Genomic DNA, 25,234 nt, shown 5'->3' on the forward strand with positions numbered 1-25,234 from the left:
GGAGGTGTTTATATGCGTAATTTTATATCAGAAGACGATATTGAACAGGCTATACTTTCAAAGTTAAAAGCTGAACCATTTGAATATGACATCCTCATTTGCGATGCCGATCCAAGCAAAAGAGATGTTTTACCCGATGGCACAGGAAGAAGTTCTAAGAAAGAATGTGTTCTTCCTGATGTTATGTTGTCTTCTCTCAAGCGTATCAATCCAGCTATCGAAGAGGATAAAATCGAGGAAATTGTAAAGACGTTGAGGCAAGATTACACTGGGACTGACATCGTAGATACAAACTACAAATTATACAGACAAATCCGTAATAATATAAAAATCACTGTTCGCAGAAACGGAAAAGAAGATTTTGATTTTGTAAAATTAATAGACTTTGAGCATCCTGAGAACAATACTTTCACGGCGGTATCTCAGATGTGGATACAAGGTAAGGTCTACTACAGAAGACCGGATATTCTTATTTTCATCAATGGTATGCCCCTTGTGTTTATCGAACTGAAAAATAGCATTGTTAAGGTTGAGGAAGCCTACAACAAAAATCTGAAAGATTATTTGCGAGATATTCCTAATCTATTTGCGTTCAATCAGATTTGCGTGCTTTCAAATGGTTTGGAGACAAAGCTTGGTGCTTTTAATGCAAGCTATGATTTCTTTTTTGAATGGCTCAAGATTGATAGCGAAAAGGAAAAACTTAATAGAGAAGCAATTCTTTCTGCAAATAATGTCAAGGATAGTTCTGTCAGATATTTTGTTGATGGTCTTTTAGACAAAGGTAGACTGATTGACTACATGGAAAATTTCATTCTATTTGAAAATCAGAGAATAAAGATTATCGCAAAAAATCACCAGTATTTAGGTGTAAATAACTTGATGGAATCTGTGAAAAACAGAGAAGAATTGAACGGAAAGCTTGGTGTCTTCTGGCATACACAGGGTTCGGGCAAATCTTATTCTATGGTTATGTTTACACGTAAAGTGAAACGTAAGATTCAAGGTAATTTCTCGTTTCTTGTTATTACAGACCGTGATGATTTGGATGCACAGCTTCATAAGAATTTTGTGCGTACAGAAGTTATTGGATCTAAAGAAGAATGCCAACCAAAGGACAGCAAGCAGTTAAGAGATTTCTTGACTACTAATAAGGCTTTTATTTTCACTTTGATTCAGAAATTCAGATACGATAAGACAAAGAAATATCCGGTGCTTTCTACTCGTGACGATATTATTGTCCTTGTTGATGAAGCACATAGAACACAGTATAAGGATTTGGCAGAAAACATGAGAACTGCACTTCCTAATGCTAACTTTGTCGCATTCACAGGAACACCACTTCTAGGTACAAAGCGTCTTACAAATCAGTGGTTTGGAGATTATGTATCAGAGTATAATTTTGCGCAGTCTGTTGAAGACGGATCTACAGTGCCTTTGTTCTATTCTAGACGAGTTCCGGAAGTTGGTCTCGAGAATGATTTTCTTGACGATGACGTTGTGGACATTATCGAGGAAGAAAATCTTAACGAAGATGAAACTCTTCTCTTGGAGAATGCATCATCACGTATACTTGAAGTTATCAAGAGAGATGATCGATTAGAAAAGATTGCACAGGATATTGCCTACCACTTCCCAAGACGAGGATTCCTTGGTAAAGGCATGGTTGTATCTGTCGACAAGTATACTGCTGTCAAAATGTATGACAAGGTTCAGCATTACTGGGCAATAGAAAAGCAAAAAATCTTGAAAGAGCGTAACACCGCTTCTACAAAGGAAAAACGTGATCAGCTCACTCGCATTCTTGCTTATATGAATAATGTTGAAATGGCTGTTATTATTTCAGAGGAAAATGATGAAGAAACCAAGTTTGCTAAGCAAGGATTAAAGATATCTGAGCATCGCACAAAGATGAAAGAAATCACGCCAGATGGAAGAGATATTGAGGATAGATTCAAGGATCCTGATGACTCACTGCAACTTGTATTCGTGTGTGCGATGTGGCTGACAGGATTTGATGTAAAGAATCTTTCGATACTTTATCTCGATAAGCCGATGAAAGGCCACACACTGATGCAGGCGATTGCTCGTGCCAACAGAGTGTATCCTGGAAAACCTGCGGGAATTATCGTGGATTACGTAAATGTCTTTAAATACATGAAGAAGGCATTAACAGAATATGCCGCTGGTGATGACGGAGCAGAATTCCCTGCAAAAGATATTGATCAATTAATCAGTTATATTGACGGCACAATCGATGAAGCAGATTCTTTCTTGTTGTCTCTTGATATTGATTTAGAAAAGATAATTGCTAACTCTGATACACTGGATAAATTAGATGCATTAAGAAGTGCATATGACACTATCGTTGCAAAAGATGATGACAAAGAGAGATTCATGGTTATTCTTAACACTTTGAAAAATCTCCACGAAGCATCAAAGCCGGAAATCTTTGAGAAGAATTGGAGCAATGATAAGTTTGCACCGCTTGTGTATCTACGCGGGCTTTTCTACCATACTATAGATGATGAAAAGGTAGCTCGTGCAAGGCGAAAAATGAATCAGATATTAGATGGTAGTGTTACTGCAAGTCAGGATTTCTTTGATGTTTGCAGTGAGAACAATGCACAATTCATGATAAAAGGCACAAAGGCTATTAATCTTTCTAAGGTTGATGTTGATGTATTGAGAAAAGAAATCAAGGTTGCTAAGTATAAAGCTATTGAGATTAACGACTTGAAGGAATATATTGAGCAAGCGCTCGAACAGATGATAAATAGAAATTGTACAAGAATCAAGTTTTCAGAACGTTTCAAACGCATTATTGATTCCTATAACGCAGGCGGTACTGAAAACGAGGATTATTACAATCAACTTGTAAAACTTCTTGAAGAGCTGAAACAAGAAGACAATCGTGCAAACACTGAGGGTCTTACGGAAGAAGAATTGGAGATTTATGATTTGCTGATTGCCGGAAAAAAATTAACACAGGCTGAGGAAAAAAAGGTAAAACTCTCCGCAAAGAATCTTTATAAGAAATTAGTAGATAATCGTAGCAGTCTTCTTGTAGTGGATTGGTATAAAGACGAACAGCCACGTGCCAAGCTGAAGTATGAGGTGGAATTGTCATTGAATGATGATCTACCTGAAAGTTATGATAAAGCAGCGTTTGATTCGAAGGTTTCTCTGCTCATGAACCACTTTATGGACATGGCAGTTCAAGGTTATGGTTGGATTGGGATTGCGTAAGGAGGTATTATAGATGAGAATATACGTTCCAGATATGGAACTTGTAGGAACACTTAAATTTGCTAACGATATATACGAAAAAGTTCCAAATGATGAAGTTGTTTTTGATTTTTCTAAAATGCATAATTTTGATCCTCTACCTATGCTGATTATGGGTGCTACAATACGTAATTACAGAATGCAATATCCAGACATACCATTTAGGATTCATGGTTGTGAAGAAAAAAGTTATGCAGGTACAATGGGCTTTTTTAAATATATTTCTGAGTCAGTAGACATAGGAAAAATGCCGGGCGAAGCAAATGGTAGTAAAAATTACATTCCTATAACTCTAATTAAAGTTGACGAATTACAGCAGGATGAAATCTCACATGGAAATTACATGGTTGTTGGCAATTTGATAGAAAAAGAAGCTGGAAGATTAGCTCACATTGTTGATAGAGGTAATAAAGAGCTACATAAACTTCTTACCTACTTAATCAGGGAGATACTTCGAAATACGCCAGAGCATGCCGGTACTAATAATATGTGGGTTTGTGGACAGTATTGGCCATCCTTTGAATTAGCAGAGATTGCAATAGCAGATGAAGGTATAGGCATTTACAATAGTATTACACAGAATCATGCTCACGAAGAGTATATTACTGATAATGAGAAAGCTCTTCAATGGGCATTAAAAGCTGGTATTTCAGAAGCATTTATACCGTCAAGGAAGCAAAAAAGTAGCGATGAATGGGCAAATTCAGGATTCGGCCTTTATATGGTCAATGAAATCTGTAAGCATCTAAATGGAAGCTTCTGTATTATTAGTTATGGAAATTATATGTTAATTGATAATCATGGAATAAAATACGGAGAGACCAACTTTAAAGGAACCGCAATAAGAATGAGAGTGCCATCTAAAAAGATATCAAATGCCCAGACAATTATTTCTCAAATTGCTACACAAGGCGAATTAGAAGCAAAAACAATTAGAAATGCCTTTAAAAACGCATCTATGCCTTCTAAAGGACTTATGTCAGAATTAAACATCGAATAAAGCTTGAATGCTAGTTAAAAGGAAATGACCACACCGAGCAATCTATCCTCTAGTGTGGTCATTATTTTTTTAGTTCCGTTGGAAGGATTCACATAGAATTAATCGTTGTTTTCGTTAATCCAAAAAAGAGAAAACGATCGAGCTGAATATCATCATAGAAAATTTAATGTTTCTTGTGAGCGACGCTTCGAACAAGAAAATCTTCACTTCATTTTCCTACACAGAAGATTTTCGCAGTGAGGCTGAGCGAATGAGATCATTAAACTGCAAAGATGTATTATTTGTATTGCTATTGTACGTACAATTTTATATTATAAGATTATAAAAATATCGTAAAGGTGGTGTTTTATATGGCAACAAAATCAGCAAATCTTTATGCTCGTATTGAACCGGAGGTAAAAGAAAAGGCAGAAAGTATTTTATCTGCACTTGGTATTCCTGCATCCAGTGCTATTAATATGTTTTATAAACAGATAATTCTTCACAGAGGACTTCCTTTTGAAGTGAAAATTCCATCTTCTCGTCCTGTAGACATGTCAACTTTATCAGAAACAGAACTGAATGCAGAACTTGAGAAAGGATACGCGGATATCAAAGCAAAAAGAACAAGAGAAGCAAGCGCAGTTTTTGAAGACATCCGTAAAGATTATAATCTATGATTTATGAAATTAAAATCACTGACCAATCAGGTCGTGATATTGATATTCAACTTAACAAATACACGAAATACGAAAAGTAGTGCAAATCGGAATTTAGGTGGTTGATGAAACGATTATATAATTAATCAAATTAAAAAGGCTAAGAACATCTCTGCTCTTAGCCTTTTAACTTGCCACCTAAAGACTGTCTAATTTAGTTTTTTTAAATTTCTAATTCAACGAGCCTTTTGATAGCCCTTGTGTTATTAAAGAATTGAAAATCCTAATTCTTTTGAATCTTTGCAGAATGTTTTCACTGTGTCTAGTGAATATTCGTTCAAATCTTTTCCCATCAATGAAAGTTTCTTGATGATTGCAGGAGTACATGTGATGATGTCTACTCCCAATTCATTTGCTTGGTAAATGTTGAACACTTCTCTTGGAGATGCCCACAACAATTCGCAACCTTTTTTAGTTTTGCAAATTTCCAATGATTCTTTCATGATTGGCATTGGATCAACGCCTGTGTCTGCAATTCTTCCGGCAAATACTGAAACGATGCTTGGAACATTGTCAGTCAAGTTGTTTACCACTTCTCTTACTTGATCCACTGTGAAGATCGCTGTTACGTTAAGTTTGATTCCTTTTGAGCTAAGTTTTTTCAATAATGGAGCAGTTGATGTTCCATTGCTTGTAGTTACTGGAATTTTAACGTAAACATTGTCTCCCAATGATGAGATTTTGTCTGCTTCTTTTTCCATTGTTTCCAAATCATCAGAAAATACTTCAAATGATACTGGATATTCTGTAATTTCAGCTAGAACTTTCTTGGCAAATTCAACGTAATCAGTAATTCCAGCTTTTTTCATTAATGATGGATTAGTTGTGAATCCTGTTACTTTTTTTGATGCCAATGATTCTAGCATGTCTTCTAATACTGCACCGTCTGAGTAAATTTTTGTATTAATTTTATTCATTTATACCTCTTTCTCGTCTAGTTCAAATTATTCTTCGTTGTTGATTGCTGTGTTTTTCTTAGTGATAATTGAAGGAGCGATTAAAACTACTGCCAAAATAGCGATAATAATATAAACTCCGACACTACCCATAGCGTTTCCGATTTTTCCTAATAAAATTCCCAAAACTCCGAAGTCAAAATCTCCGAATGTTGTATTGTTGAATCCTAATTGTCCCAAAACTGGAAGCAAGAATGCTGGTAGGAATGCTAAGAATAATCCGTTGATGAATGAACCAACCATTGCTCCTCTTCTACCACCAGTTGCATTACCGTAAATACCAGCAGTTGCACCACAGAAGAAGTGAGGAACAAGTCCAGGGATAATCAATACTCCACCGACAGCTCCCAAAATAAACATACCGATTAATCCGCCCACAAAACTACATGCAAATCCCAAAATAACTGCTGTTGGTGCGTATGGGAAAAATACTGCACAGTCAACTGCAGGAACAGAATTTGGAATTAATTTCGTAGCGATACCTTCGAATGCAGGAATTAAATCTGCCAAAATCATTCTAACGCCGGCATATACTACTGCTACACCAACTGAGAAGTTCAACGCAGAAATAATTGCGAACAAGTATGGGTTTTGACCGTTAGCCATTTTGCCAACAAAATCTGGACCAGCTTTGATGCTTGCGATCAAATAGAACACAATCATTGTCAACGCTGTTGAAATTGTTGTGTTTCTCAAGAAACTCCATTTTTCTGGAATTTCGATGTCTTCAGTTGATTTGGAATCTTTTCCAACTAATGAACCGATAAACGCTGACAAATAATATCCCAATGAACCAAAATGACCCATTGCGATTTCGTCACCGTCTGTAGCTTTCAATGTGTATTTTTGTCCGATTGCTGGAGAGATAGAACTCCAAGCTCCCAAGATAAATCCACCTGCTACTACCAATGCAACGCCTTTAAATCCGATTGCACCTAAAGTTGCTGACAATAGACATGCCATGAAGAAACTGTGGTGACCAGTTAAGAAAATATATTTGTATCTAGTAAATCTTGCTATTATTAAGTTAAAAATAAGTCCTACTAACAAAATTGACATTGTTTCTACGCCCAAAACTTTTTGCGCAACAGATGTGATAGCTTCGTTATTAGGAACAACACCAGTAATGTTGAATCCGTGTTGAATCATTTGACTCAATGGATCCAAGTTAGTTACGATAACATTTGCACCTGCAGCCAACATTAAATATCCTAAAATTGGACCTAATGTACCAGTCATTACCTTGTGAGCTGGTTTTCTAAGTGCGATAAGACCTACCATCGCGATAAGACCCATCAAAAACGCAGGTTCAGATAAAATATCCTTTATTACGTTTAAAAATCCCATAAATTCCTCCTAAATTTTTTAATTTTTATTTGAATTCTTCTAATACTGGAACCAAATCTTCTTCGATTTTCTTTCTGTTAGTGTAGCTTTTTACAATCGCTACTTTTTGATCATCTGAAAAAATTGATTTAAATTCCTTAACAGTTACGAAAAGGTCAGCGCCCTTTCCTACAGCTGCGTTAGAATCACAAGATTCAACGTTCGCTTCAATTCCCATTTCCTTGCAAATAGCTTCCACCTTCATTTTCAAAAGAAGACTACTTCCAATTCCATTACCACATACAGTAACAATATTAATCATCATTTCTCTCCTCTAATTTTTTGTTAATAATATCCAACATTTCGTCTTCAGATTTTGCGTTTATAAGCTCATCTGTAATTTCATCTGAATCCAAAAGCACTGCCAATTGTTGAAGTGCCACAATGTGTGATGAAGAATCCACAGCTGCCAAGCAGAATAAAATTCTTACCCAGTTGTCCTCGTCTTCTTCTTCGTTTCTAAAATTCACAGGCTCGTTGAGTTTGGTCAAACCAATCGCCATTTTGTTTACATTACCGTTTGGACGTGCGTGAGGAACTGCAATGTTCGGCGCAAGCACAATGTAAGGGCCCGCAGCCTCAACGCTTTTTATCATGTCTTCTACATATTGTTCGTTAATGTAATCATTCTCCAACAAACTTTTTGCTGCAATTCTTATTGCATCCTTCCAATCATTTGCATGATCTTCAATTCTTATCAATTCTTTTTTTATTAAATCGCTCAAATTATCACCTCTTTACAAAAAATAATGGTTAACAAAAGTATTGTTAACCTTATTTTACCATATATTCACAATCTTATATATATCTACTTCAAAAATTTATACCAATTTAAAGGATTAAACTACCAATCAAAATTATAACCGGCAAAGTCACCACCGAAAATATCGTCGACAAACACAAAGCCCTCGATGGAAAATCCGTAGATTTATTAAACATCAAACAGAAAAGCACACTTACTCCTGCAATCGGAGCTGATGCCATCGCCAACGTTGCAATCTTTGCATCTGTATTCATCGGAATAACAAACAAAATCGCAATATAAATCAACGGAAACAAAATATTTCTGATAAAAGAAACTTCCCACGCCATCTTGTCTTTGTGAAAAGGCTCTGTAATACTCACGAAATTTGCGCCGATAATTATCATGCTAAGAGGAGTATTCATACTAGCCAAATAATAAACAGGCTTCGTCACAACATTCGGCATTTTATAAATAACCCCGAAGAAAAACAAAACAAATCCCAAAACAGACGAAATAATACAAGGATTTTTCACAACTTTGTTCCATTGAATCTTGCCATTTCCAGTCATCTCATACAAACCAATTCCATGACTCCACAACAAAATATTGAACACTGCCAAATAAGGAATTGCGAAAAAAGTCCCATCCGCACCAAGCAACGCTTCAATCAGAGGAATTCCCATGAAACCACAATTGCTGTAAACCGATGCGAATTTGTACGTACTTATGTTTTCGTTCTTCGAAAATCTATCAAATTTGAACAAAAAATGAGAAATCAAAATAGATGAACCCATCAAAACCACCGCAGCGAAGGCAGTCATTGCAAAATTGTTCAAAAGCACTGGCGTAACGGGTCTATTAAAAGCGTTGATAATAACGCTTGAACCCACAACATACATTACAAACCCAGTCATTTCTTTGATAGTTTCTCTACTGAAAAACCCCGTTTTCGCAAAAATATAGCCCATCGCCATGAACACAAACATAATCAAAATCTGCTGCAACGTAACTAAAAAAATAAAAACCACTCCCTATATCTAATTATTTAATTATACCATCATTACAAGAATTTTCTAGTATTATTTTAGGTTGTTGATGTGTGAAATAAGTGATTGGAAAACTATCGACGAAATTTTCAGAATTCACTAAAGCAGAAAACCAGTTTGCACGAATATCTAGACTACGAAAATAAATAAAATCATCACTTGTGAACCTAAAATTGTGAACTCGCGAACGCTCAAACAGCACAATTTTTTAACGGTTCACTTCGCTTGATTTTATAATTATTTTCTCCGTATGATATTCTTAGCAAAACTGGTAATCTGCTTTTATTTCATTGCAACAAAAACGAAAGAAATCTAAATGTTAAATGAAAAACCAAAAACTCGTAAATCGCTCATCTGTCTACAAACCACCTTTTTCCGCTCACCATACAACAAAAAAAGAGCATCCCTTGATGCTCCTATAATTTATTTTACTAATTTTTTAAGTGGTGTTTTCTTTAATGTCTCGATAAATACTTCATTTTTTCCGAAGAACAAGATCAATGTGTAGCCTAGAATACTTATCAAGAATACTACAAGTAAGTTTATTGTGTAATGTGTGATAAATTTTGTGACCACAAATTTTGTCAAAAGTATCCACAAAGCACCTGCCACTGCGTATTTCATCGTATAGAATAATTTGTCCATTTCAAAGTAGAATTTCGCTTCTTTAAATTCAAATAAGCACACAAGAACTACTACTAACTCTGAAATCGCCGTTGTCACTGCTGCACCATTTTGTTGCCAAAGTGGTATGAAAATTAGATTTAATCCCACATTTACAAACGCCGATATCGTCGTAGCTTTCAAGTTCAGCGCTTCTTTTCCCAATGGAACGTTCATGCAAGTTGTGATTACACCACCAGTTATTGCGAAAAATACTGACACTGCTAGAATTTGCAACGAAAGTGTGGCTGCAATAAATTTTTCTCCGGACAGGATGTAGACGATATTTTTGGATAATACTCCAAGTCCTGTACACATTGGTATCATTAATAATAGCAAAAAGCTTGAAATTTCTGTCAACAAATGTCTAAATTCTGTCTTGTCATCTAATGTCGCTGCCTTGGATAGTCTAGGAATTGTAACCATGTAAATTGCACCGAGCATTTGTTTTACAACGGAATACACCTTAACGCTTACTGCATAAAGTCCCGTGTAAATATCTCCAGAAATCCAGCCAAGCATTGTCATGTCCGCGCTGACATACACCAAAACTGCGATACTATTTGAGAAGAATAGCATAATAGGCTTCAAATGCCTTTTCAAATTTAATTTGAATGTCGGTTTCAAACTTACGTATCTTCTCACATGTAGCATATTCGAAACGCACACCAAACCATTTACGAAAACCGTAAGTCCTGCGTATCTTAAGTAATCTTCTTGTGTTTTTACTACGAAAAATAATAAAATTACACCCAACGTTTGAATTATGATACTTCTGATTGTAATGTACAAATAATCCTCGTGGATTGCATTGACCCATTCAACTCCAAGTGTCGCAAATATTATGCTCAAACTTTGAATGAAAACAAGAGTTGCATAGTCGTGCATTTTCACAGAAACTACACAGAATATCAATAAACAAATGTAAGAAATCAACGTCGATAACAAGTTGATGGAGAAAACTTCCCTCGAAAATTGGTTGAGTTTCGTTCTGTTTTCTCTGTATTTGGAACCCTCTCTGACTGCGTAATTGGTAATTCCAAGCGATGCAATCAGCATAAATATTTTAATAATTGAATCTCCGTAACTTACCTTTCCCATGTTTGCTACTTGCAAAATTCTCGTAGCGTAAGGAAAAGTTATCAACGGGTAGACAACGCTCAGCCCAACTTTGATTAAATTAAGCATTGCGTTTAATTTTAGTGATTTTTGCTTTGCCAAGTTTTTCCTCTCCTATGTGCAAAATTAATACTTACTATATTGTATCATACATATTCATACAGATTATTACAACATTTCAAAATTTACAACAAAAAAATAACCGCCGGCTCAGAATAATGGCGATTATTTTCTAGGTATAACCTATATGGACTTTTCTATAAACTATTATACCACATTTTTCAAAAAAATGTTATAACATTTCAATAAAAGCTCCAATTCTTGTATTTAATTGTCCGATATCCGATTTTGAATAATCAGTTTCCACAGCAATGTATGGAACATTTTTCTTATCGTTGCAGAATCTCTTAATTGACAAACCTTCAACTTGGTATGGAGTGCAAGCTTGCAAATGCATGTCAATAACTCCGTCAACCTTATATTCATCGATTAATTTGTTCAACAATTTCAGTCTGTTTTCGTTTGGACTCACACAAGCGCAACCAATGTTCATGTATTTTCTAGCAATAGCATCAATCATATCCGGATTGTCTACATCGACATTTTCATCAATAGCCTTAGCACCACCACAGTTTTCGTAACTAACCACAACTGCGCCATTGTTTTCGACAGCTTCGATAACTTTTTCTGTCGCACCGCCGATAGGACAACCAGTAATCAAAATTCTTGGCTTGCCACTAATGTGCTTGTGTTCCGACATAACCTTCGCTTTTAATTCTTCAAGCATTTGTGGAATACTTTCCTTGTCGAAATCAAATTGCACACCATTTAAAACATGCCACAATTCTCCACCTGTGATTGGCAAATCATCAGCCTTCATTATAGAATAGAAATCTTTTACAGCAGATCTCTCCGCGTTTTTTACATCAATTGCATGTTTCAACTTTTCTTCAGTGATTTCAACACCGAATAAATCTTCGATAGTTTTAATCATCTTTCTGATTTCTTCCTTCCACAAAATAAGACCTTGTTCAGTGTTCTTATTTGGAAGCTCCATAACATGAACTGGCTTGAATTCTCCCAAATATTCGTACATCTTCTTCTTGCCATCGCAAGTAGTTTCTCCAACAACCAAATCAGAAAAATAGAAAAATGGACACTTGTCAGTCAACGCAAAACCATAAGAAGATTTGATGAGTGGGCATAAGTTTTTAGGCAAATCCCTCTCAGCATCTTGAATAGTTTCATCACTTGTAGCACACAAACTAACACAAGTAGCTCCAGCTGCAACAGCTAACTCTTGTGGAAAAAACGTACAAAAAATCCCTATAATAGGAATATTCTTATCCTTTATTTCTTTTACCTTCAAAAAAGCATTTTTACGACTATCTGCAAAATCGTTAAAAACCTCTGGTAATTCTTTCTTTAAATCTACCATCTAATCACCTCGTAACAAATAATATCATTTAAAATTAGATAATACAAAATGATAATCATTATTTATAGATTTTTTCTATAAATGACTTCTCTCGCTCTCTCCCATGGATGAATTTGCAGAAAAAATGAGGAAAATTTTTCAAAACAAAAAAACATCGTAAAAGAGCGAATCATTCGGAAAAAATTGTTTTAAATTCAATCGAAGAAATCCGTCCAAAATTTGACCGCGTAAGCTAAGCGTGCTTCAAATTTTAGGATTTCGAGATTAGAATTTATCAATTTTTGTAGACAGATGAGCGATTTGCAAGTTTCCTGCGTTTTAATTGCAATGAAAAAAGCAGATTACCTGTTTTGCTAAGAATATCATACGGAGAAAATAATAATAAAATCAAGCGAAGTGAACCGTTAAAAAATTGTGCTGTTTGAGCGTTAGCGAGTTTGCGATTTTAGGTTCACAAGCGATGAATTTATCAATTTTTGTAGTCTAGATATTCGTTCGTATCGGTGTCTATTTTTGCTTTTATTGAAGATATGTTCGTATTTTTACTACCTATTTATTCTTCAATTCATCCAACACTTCGTTGACTGTTTCTTTTTCAGAATAAGGTGTCTTTTCGTTTCCTTTGAGCTTGATGAAGTTTTCTTGTCCTTTTCCCAAAAGTAAGACAAAATCTCCATCATTTGCCATTTCTATCGCATGTTTGATTGCAGATTTCCTGTCTTTTATCCTGACATATTCGCCGTTTTCTTCTTCAATCCCACTTACTATATCATCGGCGATGTTTTCGTATGTGTCGAATTTTGGATCGTCTGTTGTGACAACCGAGAACACGTTGTTTTCAGCTGAAATCTTTCCAACCTCGTGTCTGATTTCACGAGTTCTGTCGCCACTCATTCCATAAACTGCGATTTTTCGTTTGTCGTTTGGAACAGATTTGTAGATATTTTCGAATGCTTTTGGAGTGTGTGCAAAATCGATGACAATATTTATTCCCATGTCATTTTTCACGAATTCGAATCGTGCCTCAACTCCTGTAAAACTTTCCAGCGATTTGGCGATATCTTTGAGTTCATATCCCAATAAGTTCACCGCAACAATCGCAGCCACTGCATTGTAAACATCAAACAGCGCAAATCTGTTGAGTACAAATTTCACGTTTTTGATTTCAAAATGCATCTTGCCATCAATTAATTCTACATTTTCCGCCTTGAAATCTGATTCGTTTTCCAGTGAGAATGTGTATGCGTCTTCAAATCTCGCCTTCGCTTTTCTTCCATATTCATCATCGACATTTGCGATTTTTTTCTTGGCATTTTCAAACAAAATCATCTTTGCATCGAAATAATTCTCCATATTTTTGTGAAAATCCATGTGCTCCATCGATAAATTGTTAAACACTGCCACATCGAAATCAATCCCGTCTAGTCTGTGCAAATACAATCCGTGACTGGAACATTCCACAACAGCGTTGTCGATTTTTTTCTCCACAGAAAGCTTCAAAATCTTGTTTATTTCGCAAATTTCGGGAGTGGTGTTTGGCGTTTCGTATTTTTCTTTCGCTATAAAAGTTCCATTCGTACCAATGTTTGTGCATGGTGAGTTCAAATGTTCCAATATGTGACTAATCATGGAAGCTGTCGTCGTTTTGCCATTTGTCCCAGTGACTCCAATCACACGAAGTTTCTTAGATGGAAAATCACACACCACATTTGAAATTTGTGCAAGAGCAATCCTTGCATCTTTTACTTTAATGTAGTTTATGCCTTCATTTTGTGACACATCTTCAGTAACCACAATTGTATTTGTGCCGTTTGCAATCGCCTTGTCAATGAATCGGTGTCCATCAAATTCCATGCCAGAAATCGCCACAAACACGCCGCCTTTTTCGATTTTTCGTGAATCATTCGTCACATTTGTAATCTCGTCGTCGTTGTTTTTCGTGTAATCTATATAATCAATTTTATCTAATATATCAGTCAAATTCATAATTTTCCCCTTTGGTTTTCATTTATATATTATTATATAACATCGGGCTACATATTTAAAAACAAAAAAACTGACCACCCAGCCTAGCCAAGTGATCAGCTACAAATTTTATTATTTCATAACAGATACTACGACTGCTATTGCACCGACTGCTATGATAAGTCCAAATACAAGACCTGCGACAATGCTTACGATTGCTGATTTCACACCAACTGCAAGCATTCTTTCATCAGAAATTCTGTCGTAGAATACTGATGAGTAAAGCACAACTCCAACTATCATACCTACAATTGAAGGAAGGACTGTTGTTGGAAGTGCCATCAACAAAATGTTAATCAACGCTTCAACTGCTACATACACTCCAAGTCTCGTATCCCTTTCAACAGGATTTGGAACTGGTGACATGTCTTTTTTAGTGAAGTGGAATATAATTCTGCACACTACAAAATAGAAAAGAACTGACACAGCCGAAATTATTATGGTGAAAGTTGTCACACTCAATCCAGATTTTGTGATTTGTTGCAATTGTTGTGCAGTTTCTGGGTGAAGCTTGTATTGCACCATTGATGCCACAAATGTGAATACTCCATACAACAAGAACAAAATTACGAATGCACCCTTCTTATTGAAATTTTCAATAAGTCCGTGAAGCAACGAGAAAACTTTTTGGCAAAAACCAGCATAACCCAAACTTTGTCTTTGAGTGTAGTCTTCAATGTGTTCTTCTTCATCGTCTTGACCCTCAAAGAAAAAACTGTCGTCTGTTTTTTCGTAATGATCTTCTTTCTTATTAGAATAATTTTCTTCTTGTGAAGATTCGAAATAATTGCTATTTCTGTCGGAATAACTGTCCTTATCTTCGCTGTAACTTCCTTTTACTTCTTCTTTTTCGTTAAAATAATTGCCGTCTTTTGTGTATTCACTGTCGTCATTTTCAAAGCCTTTGTAATCTCTATCGTCTGACATATTCTCCTCCTATAAATTCTCGTTTTTCTCGTCTTGTTCCATCAAAACTTTCTTCCATTTTTCAAGTTGCGATTCTTCCTTCTCGGAAAGTTTCGGCGTGTGTGGATCCAATTGTTTGAACAAATCCAACATAACCTCGCTCACAACCAATCTAGTGTACCATTTGTTATCTGCAGGAACCACATACCATGGCGCATAATCTGTCGAAGTATGCTCCAACATATCCTCGTATGCCCTGTGATAATCATCCCAGTTTTCTCTTTCCAAGATGTCACTTGCTGCGAACTTCCAATGTTTTTCTTCCAAATTAATCCTGTCCAAAAGTCTCTCTTTTTGTTCGTCCTTGGAAACATGCAAGAAAAACTTCACAACCTTGATACCATTATTGTCCAAATATTTTTCAAACGCGTTGATATCTTCGAATCTTTTATCCCAAAAATCATCGTCGTTTTTCTTATTAACCAAATTGTGAACCCTGGTTACAAGAACATCCTCGTAGTGCGATCTGTTGAAAATCCCAACCTCTCCATACGCTGGAGTAGCCTTTGTAATTCTCCACAAATAATCGTGATCCAATTCTTCAGTTGAAGGTTGCTTGAAGCTTGTAACCTTGCAGCCCGCAGGGTTAAGTGCCGTAAACACTTTCTTCACCAAACTGTCCTTGCCAGCAGCATCCATCGCTTGAAGCACAACTAAAATTCCTTTTTTGTTTTCAGCGTATAATTTTTCTTGAAATTCAAACATCTTTTCCAAATTTTGTGGCAGAATTTCTTCCTTAACTTCTTTTTTGGAATAAGAATCGTCTTTTTTCGTGCTGAATTTTTCCAAATCAACATTTTTGTTAGGTTTTACCCTGTATTTCTTAATATCCATAATATACTTCCTTTTAATATCGTTATTATATATTTATCCAAATTGGGTAAAAATAAAACAAATTTATTTATTGAATTAATTATACCATTTGTTCAAATATTCTTCAATAGTTTACTATCACATTAGTATTGTGTAAAATTTATTTGACAATCACATATTTATATAATAAATTCATACTAACAGAAAGGGGATAATTCATGAAAATATCAATATTAAATTTAATACCAAGATTTGTAGATGAAACAACAAAACAATCAATCGATCGTGGATTGGAACTTGCAAAATGGGCTGACGGACAAAAATTCGAAAGATATTGGGTTGCAGAACACCACAACTCCAAATCAATCTCATGCTCAGCAACAGATTTGATTATCGGATATATTTTAGAAAACACTCAAAGAATAAAAGTCGGAGCAGGCGGTGTAATGCTACCTAACCACACACCATTTCAAGTAGCAGAAAGATACGGAACGCTCGAAACATTGTATCCCAAAAGAGTTGATTTGGGAATCGGAAGAGCGCCAGGAACAGACATCGACACAGCGAAATTAATCTACAGAGACACTTATAAGGAAGATAACTTCAAAGAAGCCATCAGAACACTTTTAAGCTATTTTGAAGAGGAAGCGGAAAATTTCAAAGTGCGCCCATACCCTGGAGTTGGCACACACGTTCCAGTGTATATTTTGGGAAGCTCCATGACATCTGCACACATCGCAGCACAATTGGGACTACCATACTCATTCGCAGGACATTTTTCGCCAAACACAGTCGAAGTCGCACTCAAAATCTACCGCGAAGAATTCACACCATCAAAATACTTGGACAAACCATACGTCATGCTTGGAGTATCTGCCAACGCAGCTTACGAGAAAGACGCCGCAGAACACATCAAACAACAAGCAATCTCCATATTCTTGCAAATCCAAAACAGAAACAATAGAGATGCATTCTTAAAAGCTGACCCTAATAACAGCCCCGAACTCACATCAATCGAAAAATTCATGATAAGAACAGCAAGAGGCCTTCGAATAGAAGGAGACGTGAATTCCGTAAAGGACCAATTCATGGAAATAAAACAAAAATACAATCCAGACGAAATCATCGCCGCATCCTACATTCCAGATTTCAAATTATTAAAAGAAAACTACGAAATCATACAAGATTTGGCGTTGAACGAGTAGAGTTTATAGAAAAACCATCCAGAAAATTCTGGATGGTTTTGTGTTGTAATAAAAAATCACAGACTTTGTCCTGAAATAATAATATATTGAAATAATCTATAAGTAAAAAAAGCAAACCATCACGCACTAATATCTGATATTTGTGTATGATGGTTTATTTAATATTAGTTTGATTTTCTATAAAAAACTTTCAGGAAAAATCCTGAAAGCTCTACATTATTTCATCTATTGTTGGGATGGATTCTCCCGATCCTTTTCTGGTTACTGTTTTTGAAGATACTTTTGTGGCAAATTCCATCGCTTCTTTGATTGATTTTTTTTGATCGAGCATGACTGCCATCGCTCCGATGTAGCTGTCTCCTGCTGATGTTGTGTCAACCGCATCTGCCTTGATGGCTTCTTGTTTGATGTGTTCTGTTTTTGAAAAATACTCAGAGCCATTTTCTCCCAAGGTTATTATCACGGATCCTACATTTTTATCAAGCAATTCATCTGCTGCTTCTTTCATGTTTTTTTTGGTTGAATATCTCAAAATTTCATTTTCATTAGGCACGAACAAATCCACCTTGTCCAAAATATTTTCCACTTCGAACTCACTTGGAGCAGGGTTTAATATCACGAAAACTCCCTTTTCCTTCGCTTTTTTAATAGCGTATTCGTTGACTTCTTGTGGAATTTCCATTTGCAAAATCAAAATATCACATTCATCCAAAAGCTCGATGTTGTCGTCGATATCTTGAATTGAAATCGCATAATTTGCCCCATGATCCAAAACAATTTGGTTTTGACCAGTCTTGTCCACATTTATAAGCGCAGTTCCCGTGTCAACATATTTTTTGATAATGTTTGATGTGTCAACACCGTATTCACGCATATTTTTGAAAATAAAATCTGCATCCATATCATTTCCCACGCACGCAAGAAACTTCACATCGCCACCAAGTTTTTGGCAAGCAATCGCTTGGTTTGCTCCCTTGCCACCGACAGATCTGCTCTTCGAAAGTGACGAAATGGTTTCTCCTGGTTTCGGGAAATTTTCCAAATTATATGTAGTGTCTACATTCACGCTTCCTATAACTAAAATTGCCATAAATCTCTCCTCATTTCATAAAAACAATTAGAATTTTTCATAATAATCTATATTATATTATACAATACAAATTGGATTTTGTAATTCAAACAAAAAACAATGTGACTGAATAAAAAAGCCACAATAATTTATCAAATTTATGAATGGATATTTTTCAAATGGGTATATTATTAAATAAGAAATATTAATAGGAGGAGACTATGGACGATAAGAAACAAGATTTCAAACAAAATCTCAAAAGTTATGTGTCAGATGAAGATATTGCTCATTCTGATAATTACTTCCAATCAAGCCCTGTAGAGGGTGTGGATGATGTGAACAAGGTTTCAGATGTTACCGAATCACAAGAATCTACAAAATCTACAGATGATGTATTTGAAGAAATCAACCAAAAATACACTCAAAAAGAAAGAAAAGAAGACAACGAAGAATATGAGAACTACAAGCAAAACGATTCACCAGATTGGTATTTGAAATGTGTAAAATTCATCAATCAATATTCCAAGAAAATCTACGATTTTTACGCATCGACAAAGCACGGAATTATTTATTCATTTTTAACATCAGGATTGATCGCTGCGTTGACTAGTGCTATTTGGGCTAGTGTTACAACAAAAGGTTCTCTTGGAGAATTGACGAAAGTTTTCCACACACCTACAATTTCAATTATTACTTTGATTACGGTGCCTCTAATCAACTACGTGATGACGAGATTAATCTACATGTTTACGAAAAGTTATATGAGACCAACTCCACCTGCTTGCACAAGAGATGTCAAGGGCGGTGTATTCTCGATAATCAACGGTATATTCATGTTCATACTTACACCGCTTGGATTTATCGGAAGCATAATTGGTTGTTTCACAGGAATGTTAGCTTATTCTGCAACTTTCCTTGATTTATATTTGGAAAAAGACAGTTTCAAGGTTGGTTTGAAATCATTCATCGCACAAATCGTAATCAGAATTGTAGTGTTCATATTGGAAATTTTATTGGTAACTTTGGTAGGATTACTAATCTACAATTCATTTTCAAATATGCTTAGATAAAATTTTACCCGATCTCTATTGAGGTCGGGTTTTTGTGTGCAATCAAAAAGCCTAGCTCATACGAGTTAGGCTTTGTTTGATTATTGAATAAGAGTTGTAATCTTGTATTAAAGATTATCTGTCTTTACGTTTTTTCTTCAATCCAATGAATCCAGCTGCTGTCGTCAATGCTGACATTGATAACATCATGATTTCACTTTCACTACCTGCTTTTGGCAATTTATTGGCAGATTTTCTATTAGGAATGTCTGCTTTTTCTTTGCGTTTTCCTTGTTCAGTAGTTTCAGGAGTTTTTGGTGTTTCATTTGGTTTGTTTGGAGTTTTTCCATTGTTTTCAGGAGTCTTTCCATTGTTTTCAGGTGTTTTTCCGTTATTTTCTGGAGTTTTACCATTTTCTTCCGGAGTCTTTCCGTTGTTTTCAGGTGTCTTTCCGTTTTCTTCTGGTTTTTTGCCATTTTCTTCTGGAGTTTCACCTGGTGTACCTGGTTCGTTTGGCTTTTCACCCGGTGTACCTGGTTCATTTGGCTTGTTTTCACCTGGTGTTCCTGGTTTTTCTGGATCCTTTTCTCCTGGTTTTGTTGGGTTTTCTGGATCCTTTTCTCCTGGCTTTGTTGGATTTTCTGGATCCTTTTCTCCTGGTTTTGTTGGATCTTCTTTACCCGGTTTTGTTGGATCTTCTTTACCCGGTTTTGTTGGATCTTCTTTACCTGGTTTTGTTGGATCTTCTTTACCTGGTTTTGTTGGATCTTCTTTGCCCGGTTTTGTTGGATCTTCTTTACCTGGTTTTGTTGGATCTTCTGGTTTTACTGGTGGGATTTCGCAGACATTTTTAGTTCCAATTTCGATAATCTTATCTTGTTTTTCTGTAATTGTCTTTGTATCTCTAGAAACTTCCTTGCTGTTTTCTATCTTAACAGTAGTTTCAGTTTTACCTGGCTTACCTTCTTGGATAACATTAGTCTTTCCAGCTTCAAGATTTGGATTTTCTCTAATTATGATGTCGTAAGCTTTTTCGCTTTCGTACTTGAACTCACCATCAGTCTTAGAACCATATTCTACAACTTTGTTCTTTGGTTCAGTTCTTTCTTCCTTAACTTCAAGCTTGCCTGTTTCCTTATTGAAAGTAGTTGTGTATTTTACAGATCCCTTAGAACCTTCTTCGATAACTTTTGTTTCGCCAGCTTTAAGTTTTGGGTTGTGTCTGTATTCAGTGTTGTTTCCAAGCTCAGTTTCTTTTACAACTGGTTTAACACCGATTCTTACTACCCTATCTTCTTTTTCTGTGATAGTCTTTGTAGTTTCTGTAGCTTCACCAACTGGTTTAGAATCTTTTATCTTTTGAGTAATTGTAACTTCTTCCTTACCTGGTTTTCCTTCATTTTCAATTTTTTGGAATCCAGCTTCAAGATTTTTATCATAGATTACCTTAGTTTCATAAGGAATTTCTCTTTCGATAGTCTTTGTAGTTTCGCCTTCAGATGGTTTTCTACCGATTTTAATTAATCTTTCTTGAGGCTCTTTAGTTGTCTTAAATTCACCCTCTTTAGTTTCTACAACTTTTCCATCTTTGATTACAAGAGTATTTGTTCTTTCTTGCTCTCCTGGAGAACCTGGAGTTACAACTTTTTCTTGGCCTGGTTCTAATGAGTCATCGTATTCATATCTAGTTTCGAAAGGTAATTCTTTCTTTTCTTTGATTTCGTGAGTACCGTCGTTTGTGCCTTCACCAACTAGAATTACTGCCTTTTTAGCTTTTTTAGTTACTGTTGGTTCAGAAGTATTTGTTACCTTGGAGTTTTCTATAGTTAGAGTTCTTTCTTGCTCTCCCTTTTCTCCTCTTAATTCATTGCCTTGATCATCAGTAGCATATTTCCATTCACCCTTCTTTAGGCTTGGGTCTTTTCTAACTTCAACTTCAAATGGAATTTCTTCCTTAACTTTTTCAGTTCCGTTAGTCTTCCCACCGATTTTAACAACTCTGTTTTGACCTTTTTCTTCTGTTTCAGAAGTTACAACTTTCTTTTGGTCCTTGTCATAAGTTGTTGTGATTGTAACCTTGCCATTTTTACCTGGAGTTACTTCTTCAGTTTTACCAGATTCAAGATTTTCGTCATAAATATATTCTGTGTTAAATGGTTTTTCTACAACTTTTGTTACTGGTTTTGTACCAATCTTTACAACCCTATCAGTTGCTTCTTTAGTTGTCTTGAATTCGCCTTCTTTAGTTTCAGTTACTTGGCCATCCTTGATAACAAGTGTATTTGTTCTTTCTTGTTCTCCTGGATTTCCTTCTTTAACAACTTCTTGTTGACCAGCATCTAGGTTCTCATCGTATTCGATTTTTGTTTTATAATCTAAGGCTTTCTTTTCTACGATTTCGTGAGTACCGTCATTAGTTCCCTTACCTACTTGGATAAGTGCATCTTCTGCAGCAACTTCTGTTACAGTTGGCTCGCCTTCGACTTTAGAATTTTTAATTGTCCAAGTTGTTGTTTTTGTTCCAACCTTACCTGGTTTTACAATCTTGTATTCACCTTTTTTAAGTGTGTCTACTTCTTCAACCTTATATTTGAATGGTAGCTCTTCCTTGTGCTCTACCTTACCTTCGGTATTTCTACCTACTTTTATAATTCTCTTTTTAGGAGCTTTAGTTTCGGTAAAGTCCCCAACTTCAGTTTTGGTTACATTGCCGTCTTGTATTGTAAGAGTTACGTCTCTTTTCTTTTCTCCGGCTTCACCTTTTTGAACTTCTTTAGTTTCGCCTGGTTTTAGACTATCATCAAATTGGATTTCAGTTTCAAATGGTACTTCAACTTTTTCTTCGATCTTGTGAGTTCCGTCATTTACACCTTCACCTACATGGATTAGGCGTTCTTGAGGTGCTTTTAATTCTTCTTCCTTAGTGTCAGTAATTTTTGAATCTTCAATAGTATAAGTTACTTTCTTAGATCCTTTTTCACCTTCAGTAATAACTTTGATTTCACCTTTTTTAAGCTTAGGATCTTTTACTACCTTAGTTTCAAAAGGAATTTCTTCAGTTTTTTCTAATTTACCATTTGTACCATAGGCTACAAATTGAGCTTCCGTCTTCTTTGTACCAACTTCTAGCTTGCCGTCTTCTTCATAATAATGAGCTGTTACAGGTACATTTAGTAGGGCCCCGTCAACTGACTTACCTTCTTCAGCATTTGGTACTGTAGCAGTTATCTTACCTGTCTTTTCATCTATTGAGACATTCCAAACATTGCCCTTATCGTCTGTATATGTTGGTGAATCAATAGTATACTTGCCTGGCCTTCTGTTGTAGTGATCTTCTGTATTTAAGATAACATCTGAAGATAGCTTATCTCCTGATTTACCTGCCTTGGCATTGTAACGAGCGGTCATATTTGCCTTTTCTTCGATTACGAAGTAGGCGTATGATTCTTCAGTGATGTCTTGGCCTGGTTTTTGTTTATCTACATAGTGAGATACTACTGGTACTGTTAGCTTTTCCCCACCGTTAAAGGCTTTAGGATCTACTGGCTTTGCGGTAACCTTACCTGTTTTTTCATCAACTTTTACAGTCCACTTATTTCCATGATCATCTATGGCTAGCTTGTTACCAGCTTGATCAGTTTCAAGGGTATCTGGAAGAGAATAGCTATTTGGTTTAATTCTCTTATCATCTTGTGGAACTGTTGCCTCTGATGTTTGCTCATTAACTGGGTAGTTAACTTGAGCGTCGTATTCCGGCTTGATGTAGGTTGACTCTTGGACTACAAAGTGGAACCAGTGAACGTCTTTTGATCCGTTTGTATAAGTGTATTCTATAGGTATTGCTATAAAGTCTCCGGCTTTAGCTGATTTTGGTGGTGTGATGGTGAACTTAGAAATATCGTGAGGGTCTACATCTACCTTCCATTGGTCTGCTTCTGCCTTGCCCTTATTTTCCTTATTGATAAAGTCCATGATTAGCCTACCAGAAGCTTCTCCTCTGCCTTCAGCTTCGTTCATTTCATCAGCAGTTTTTTGATTTTGTTTTGGATTTTCTTTTGGCGTTACCATTTTAACTTCAAAAGGCTCGCCTGGTTTAACTGCTGATGATGTCACCTTAGATGTATCATCACCATTGCCATCTTCAAAGGATTGGTCGTAGTATCTTGTATCATCTAGGTTTAGCTTGAAGCCACCTATAAGGTTGTAGTGGTCGTAGCGGTCGATGCCTTGCTTGTCGATTGTGACATTAGTTCCCTTATGGTTGATGTCGGCAGTACCAGCTTCTGAGCCTGTGTATGTTCCTTTTTCACCAAATTCGTCTGGTGTTTCTGCTATTTTTTTAAATTCTTCTTTAGTTCTTGGACGGGCAAAGAATTTGACATCTAGATTTTGAAGAGCTTTATAATCTTCAGTATTAAAGATAGAGTCTTCATTGATGACAGTCTTGCCATCTTTATCTTTTTTTAGGGCGCCTTCAGGTAGCTTGATATGGATATTTCCATCATCTCCAATATAGGCACTTGCTCCCGGAACAATTTTTCCTGTAATAGGGTTATAAACTTGGCCGACAAGTCTTTCCTTGGCATTATCATCCACATTATCTATCTTAATCCCTGTGTCTATATCTTGACCTTGGACAAAGTACTTATCTTTTAATTTTGAGCCTTGTTGATTTAGCTTTAGTTCTTGAAGCTTATCATTTTCATTTGGCCATGGGTTTACTTTGTAATCTAAAGCGAAGTTACCTCCAAAAAACTTAACTCTTGGGTTATCTTGAGTGTAATTGTCTTTCATACCGAAAGATGTGGAGGAGTTATCCTTGTTATTAATGTGCTTTAGGGTATCTTCGTTAGCTACGTAGTTTAAATTTCTTTGCGGTCCACCAGCGTCAATCGTACTATTCTCTGTTGGTTGGTATGTTACATCAGGAGATTCAGGAGTAAGTTTTTCTCCTTGGCCCATCATAGGTTTTTCACCTGTTGGTACAGGTACCTTTCCACCGTCTGTAACAGTAATACTGGTATAGGTTCTTTGACCAGTTTTCTTGTCTATGGTAATTTGGTAACCATATTCAGTCTTACTTGGTGATGTTGAAGATGGGTTTTTAAATTCAAATTTAAAGCCGTCTTTTACTTTCTTCTCATCAGTATTGTATTGAGTCTGATTTACATTTCCTGGTTGAAGGTCTGTTGTCTTGTATCGTTCAGATCCATAGTCCTTGATTTCCTTTTCATCTTTACCATAGTTTGGGTCAGTTGCTTTTTGAGCGGAAGTTTCTCCTGCTCCTTGAGCTTGTGGTGTTTTTTCTTCTGATACTCCCAATCCTTCATTGCCCAAGCCTGTTACTGCTGTAGCTTGTGCTGGATGATTTAATGCTTGTGATCCAAATCCTGATTTTTTGGAATTAATTTCCTTTTCTTCTTTTAATTCAGAGCTTTCTTGTTGGTTTTGTTTTTCTTCTGCGTTAACTTTTTCTGAATTGTTTTGTTCAGCAGGTTGTTCTGTTTTTGCAATTTGATCATCAATTAGTTTTTCTGTGACAGCTTGTGTGTCATCTGTTTGAGTGTCGGCGTATGTTTTTGCTTGTGGCGCCGATACTATTACTACACTGGCTAGTGCAGCCATTAGTAATTTTTTGTTTATTTTCAAGTTATTCTCCCCCTTATTTTTTCATTTATTTTTAATTTTTAATATTCTATAATTGTGCTAGTATTTCAAAAATACTTTACCTGTCAACTTAAAATTATACATTAAAATGATTACAAACG

17 protein-coding genes are annotated in these 25,234 nt (G+C 35.8%); 5 read left to right on the top strand and 12 right to left on the bottom strand.

The annotated features are described in order from the left end of the window. Positions 1-12: 12 nt before the first annotated feature. From FMG_RS08045 to FMG_RS08055, 3 genes are all read left to right on the top strand, one after another. The gene (locus FMG_RS08045) at positions 13-3,249 is read left to right on the top strand and encodes a type I restriction endonuclease subunit R (RefSeq protein WP_012291163.1); all 3,237 of its coding nucleotides are present in this window, start codon (positions 13-15) and stop codon (positions 3,247-3,249) included. A 13-nt stretch (positions 3,250-3,262) separates the two neighbouring features. Then, on the top strand, positions 3,263-4,288 hold the full coding sequence (locus FMG_RS08050) for an ATP-binding protein (protein WP_012291164.1): 1,026 nt from the start codon (positions 3,263-3,265) through the stop codon (positions 4,286-4,288). Between the two features lie 350 nt (positions 4,289-4,638). Then, a complete protein-coding gene (locus FMG_RS08055) occupies positions 4,639-4,947 on the top strand; it encodes a type II toxin-antitoxin system RelB/DinJ family antitoxin (protein WP_012291165.1) in 309 nt (102 codons plus the stop codon). Between the two features lie 245 nt (positions 4,948-5,192). On the opposite strand, the gene FMG_RS08060 is transcribed toward FMG_RS08055, so the two are convergent. The 10 genes from FMG_RS08060 to FMG_RS08105 all read right to left on the bottom strand — a co-directional run bounded on the left by FMG_RS08060 (position 5,193) and on the right by FMG_RS08105 (position 16,164). Beyond that, positions 5,193-5,903 carry a transaldolase gene (locus FMG_RS08060; RefSeq protein ID WP_012291166.1) on the bottom strand — a complete coding sequence of 237 codons (711 nt, stop codon included), beginning with the start codon at positions 5,901-5,903 and terminating at the stop codon, positions 5,193-5,195. 27 nt (positions 5,904-5,930) lie between these two features. Further along, positions 5,931-7,289 carry a PTS ascorbate transporter subunit IIC gene (locus FMG_RS08065; RefSeq protein WP_012291167.1) on the bottom strand — a complete coding sequence of 453 codons (1,359 nt, stop codon included), beginning with the start codon at positions 7,287-7,289 and terminating at the stop codon, positions 5,931-5,933. Positions 7,290-7,314: 25 nt separating this feature from the next. Continuing rightward, positions 7,315-7,590 (bottom strand): PTS sugar transporter subunit IIB, encoded by a 276-nt coding sequence (locus FMG_RS08070; RefSeq protein ID WP_002838763.1) that lies wholly within the window; start codon positions 7,588-7,590, stop codon positions 7,315-7,317. Further along, on the bottom strand, positions 7,583-8,053 hold the full coding sequence (locus tag FMG_RS08075; RefSeq protein ID WP_012291169.1) for a PTS sugar transporter subunit IIA: 471 nt from the start codon (positions 8,051-8,053) through the stop codon (positions 7,583-7,585). The genes FMG_RS08070 and FMG_RS08075 overlap by 8 nt, the downstream gene beginning before the upstream one ends. 106 nt (positions 8,054-8,159) lie before the next feature. Then, positions 8,160-9,101 carry an AEC family transporter gene (locus FMG_RS08080; RefSeq protein WP_012291170.1) on the bottom strand — a complete coding sequence of 314 codons (942 nt, stop codon included), beginning with the start codon at positions 9,099-9,101 and terminating at the stop codon, positions 8,160-8,162. Between the two features lie 441 nt (positions 9,102-9,542). Then, positions 9,543-11,003, bottom strand: coding sequence for a flippase (locus FMG_RS08085; RefSeq protein WP_012291171.1), 1,461 nt, complete (start codon positions 11,001-11,003; stop codon positions 9,543-9,545). Between the two features lie 190 nt (positions 11,004-11,193). Further along, positions 11,194-12,339 carry a double-cubane-cluster-containing anaerobic reductase gene (locus FMG_RS08090; protein ID WP_012291172.1) on the bottom strand — a complete coding sequence of 382 codons (1,146 nt, stop codon included), beginning with the start codon at positions 12,337-12,339 and terminating at the stop codon, positions 11,194-11,196. 549 nt (positions 12,340-12,888) lie between these two features. Then, positions 12,889-14,325 (bottom strand): UDP-N-acetylmuramoyl-L-alanyl-D-glutamate--2,6-diaminopimelate ligase, encoded by a 1,437-nt coding sequence (locus FMG_RS08095; protein WP_012291173.1) that lies wholly within the window; start codon positions 14,323-14,325, stop codon positions 12,889-12,891. A 111-nt stretch (positions 14,326-14,436) separates the two neighbouring features. Beyond that, positions 14,437-15,291: a beta-carotene 15,15'-monooxygenase gene (locus tag FMG_RS08100; RefSeq protein WP_012291174.1), complete on the bottom strand. Its 855-nt coding sequence runs from the start codon at positions 15,289-15,291 to the stop codon at positions 14,437-14,439. A gap of 9 nt (positions 15,292-15,300) precedes the next feature. Continuing rightward, entirely contained in the window at positions 15,301-16,164 is an 864-nt protein-coding gene (locus tag FMG_RS08105; RefSeq protein ID WP_012291175.1) for a polyphosphate kinase 2 family protein, read from the bottom strand. A 197-nt stretch (positions 16,165-16,361) separates the two neighbouring features. Between FMG_RS08105 and FMG_RS08110 the strand changes: the two genes are divergently transcribed. Continuing rightward, positions 16,362-17,348 carry an LLM class flavin-dependent oxidoreductase gene (locus tag FMG_RS08110; RefSeq protein WP_012291176.1) on the top strand — a complete coding sequence of 329 codons (987 nt, stop codon included), beginning with the start codon at positions 16,362-16,364 and terminating at the stop codon, positions 17,346-17,348. Between the two features lie 211 nt (positions 17,349-17,559). Here FMG_RS08110 and rbsK read toward each other — a convergent pair whose 3' ends face one another. Beyond that, positions 17,560-18,438, bottom strand: a complete 879-nt coding sequence (gene rbsK, locus FMG_RS08115; protein WP_012291177.1) for a ribokinase — start codon at positions 18,436-18,438, stop codon at positions 17,560-17,562. 200 nt (positions 18,439-18,638) lie between these two features. Here rbsK and FMG_RS08120 point away from each other — a divergent pair, with 200 nt between their 5' ends. Next, on the top strand, positions 18,639-19,487 hold the full coding sequence (locus FMG_RS08120) for a hypothetical protein (protein WP_012291178.1): 849 nt from the start codon (positions 18,639-18,641) through the stop codon (positions 19,485-19,487). Positions 19,488-19,601: 114 nt separating this feature from the next. On the opposite strand, the gene FMG_RS08125 is transcribed toward FMG_RS08120, so the two are convergent. Beyond that, positions 19,602-25,115, bottom strand: coding sequence for a G5 domain-containing protein (locus FMG_RS08125; RefSeq protein ID WP_012291179.1), 5,514 nt, complete (start codon positions 25,113-25,115; stop codon positions 19,602-19,604). Between the last annotated feature and the right edge of the window lie 119 nt (positions 25,116-25,234).

Source organism: Finegoldia magna ATCC 29328, from assembly GCF_000010185.1.
Classification (GTDB): domain Bacteria; phylum Bacillota; class Clostridia; order Tissierellales; family Peptoniphilaceae; genus Finegoldia; species Finegoldia magna_H.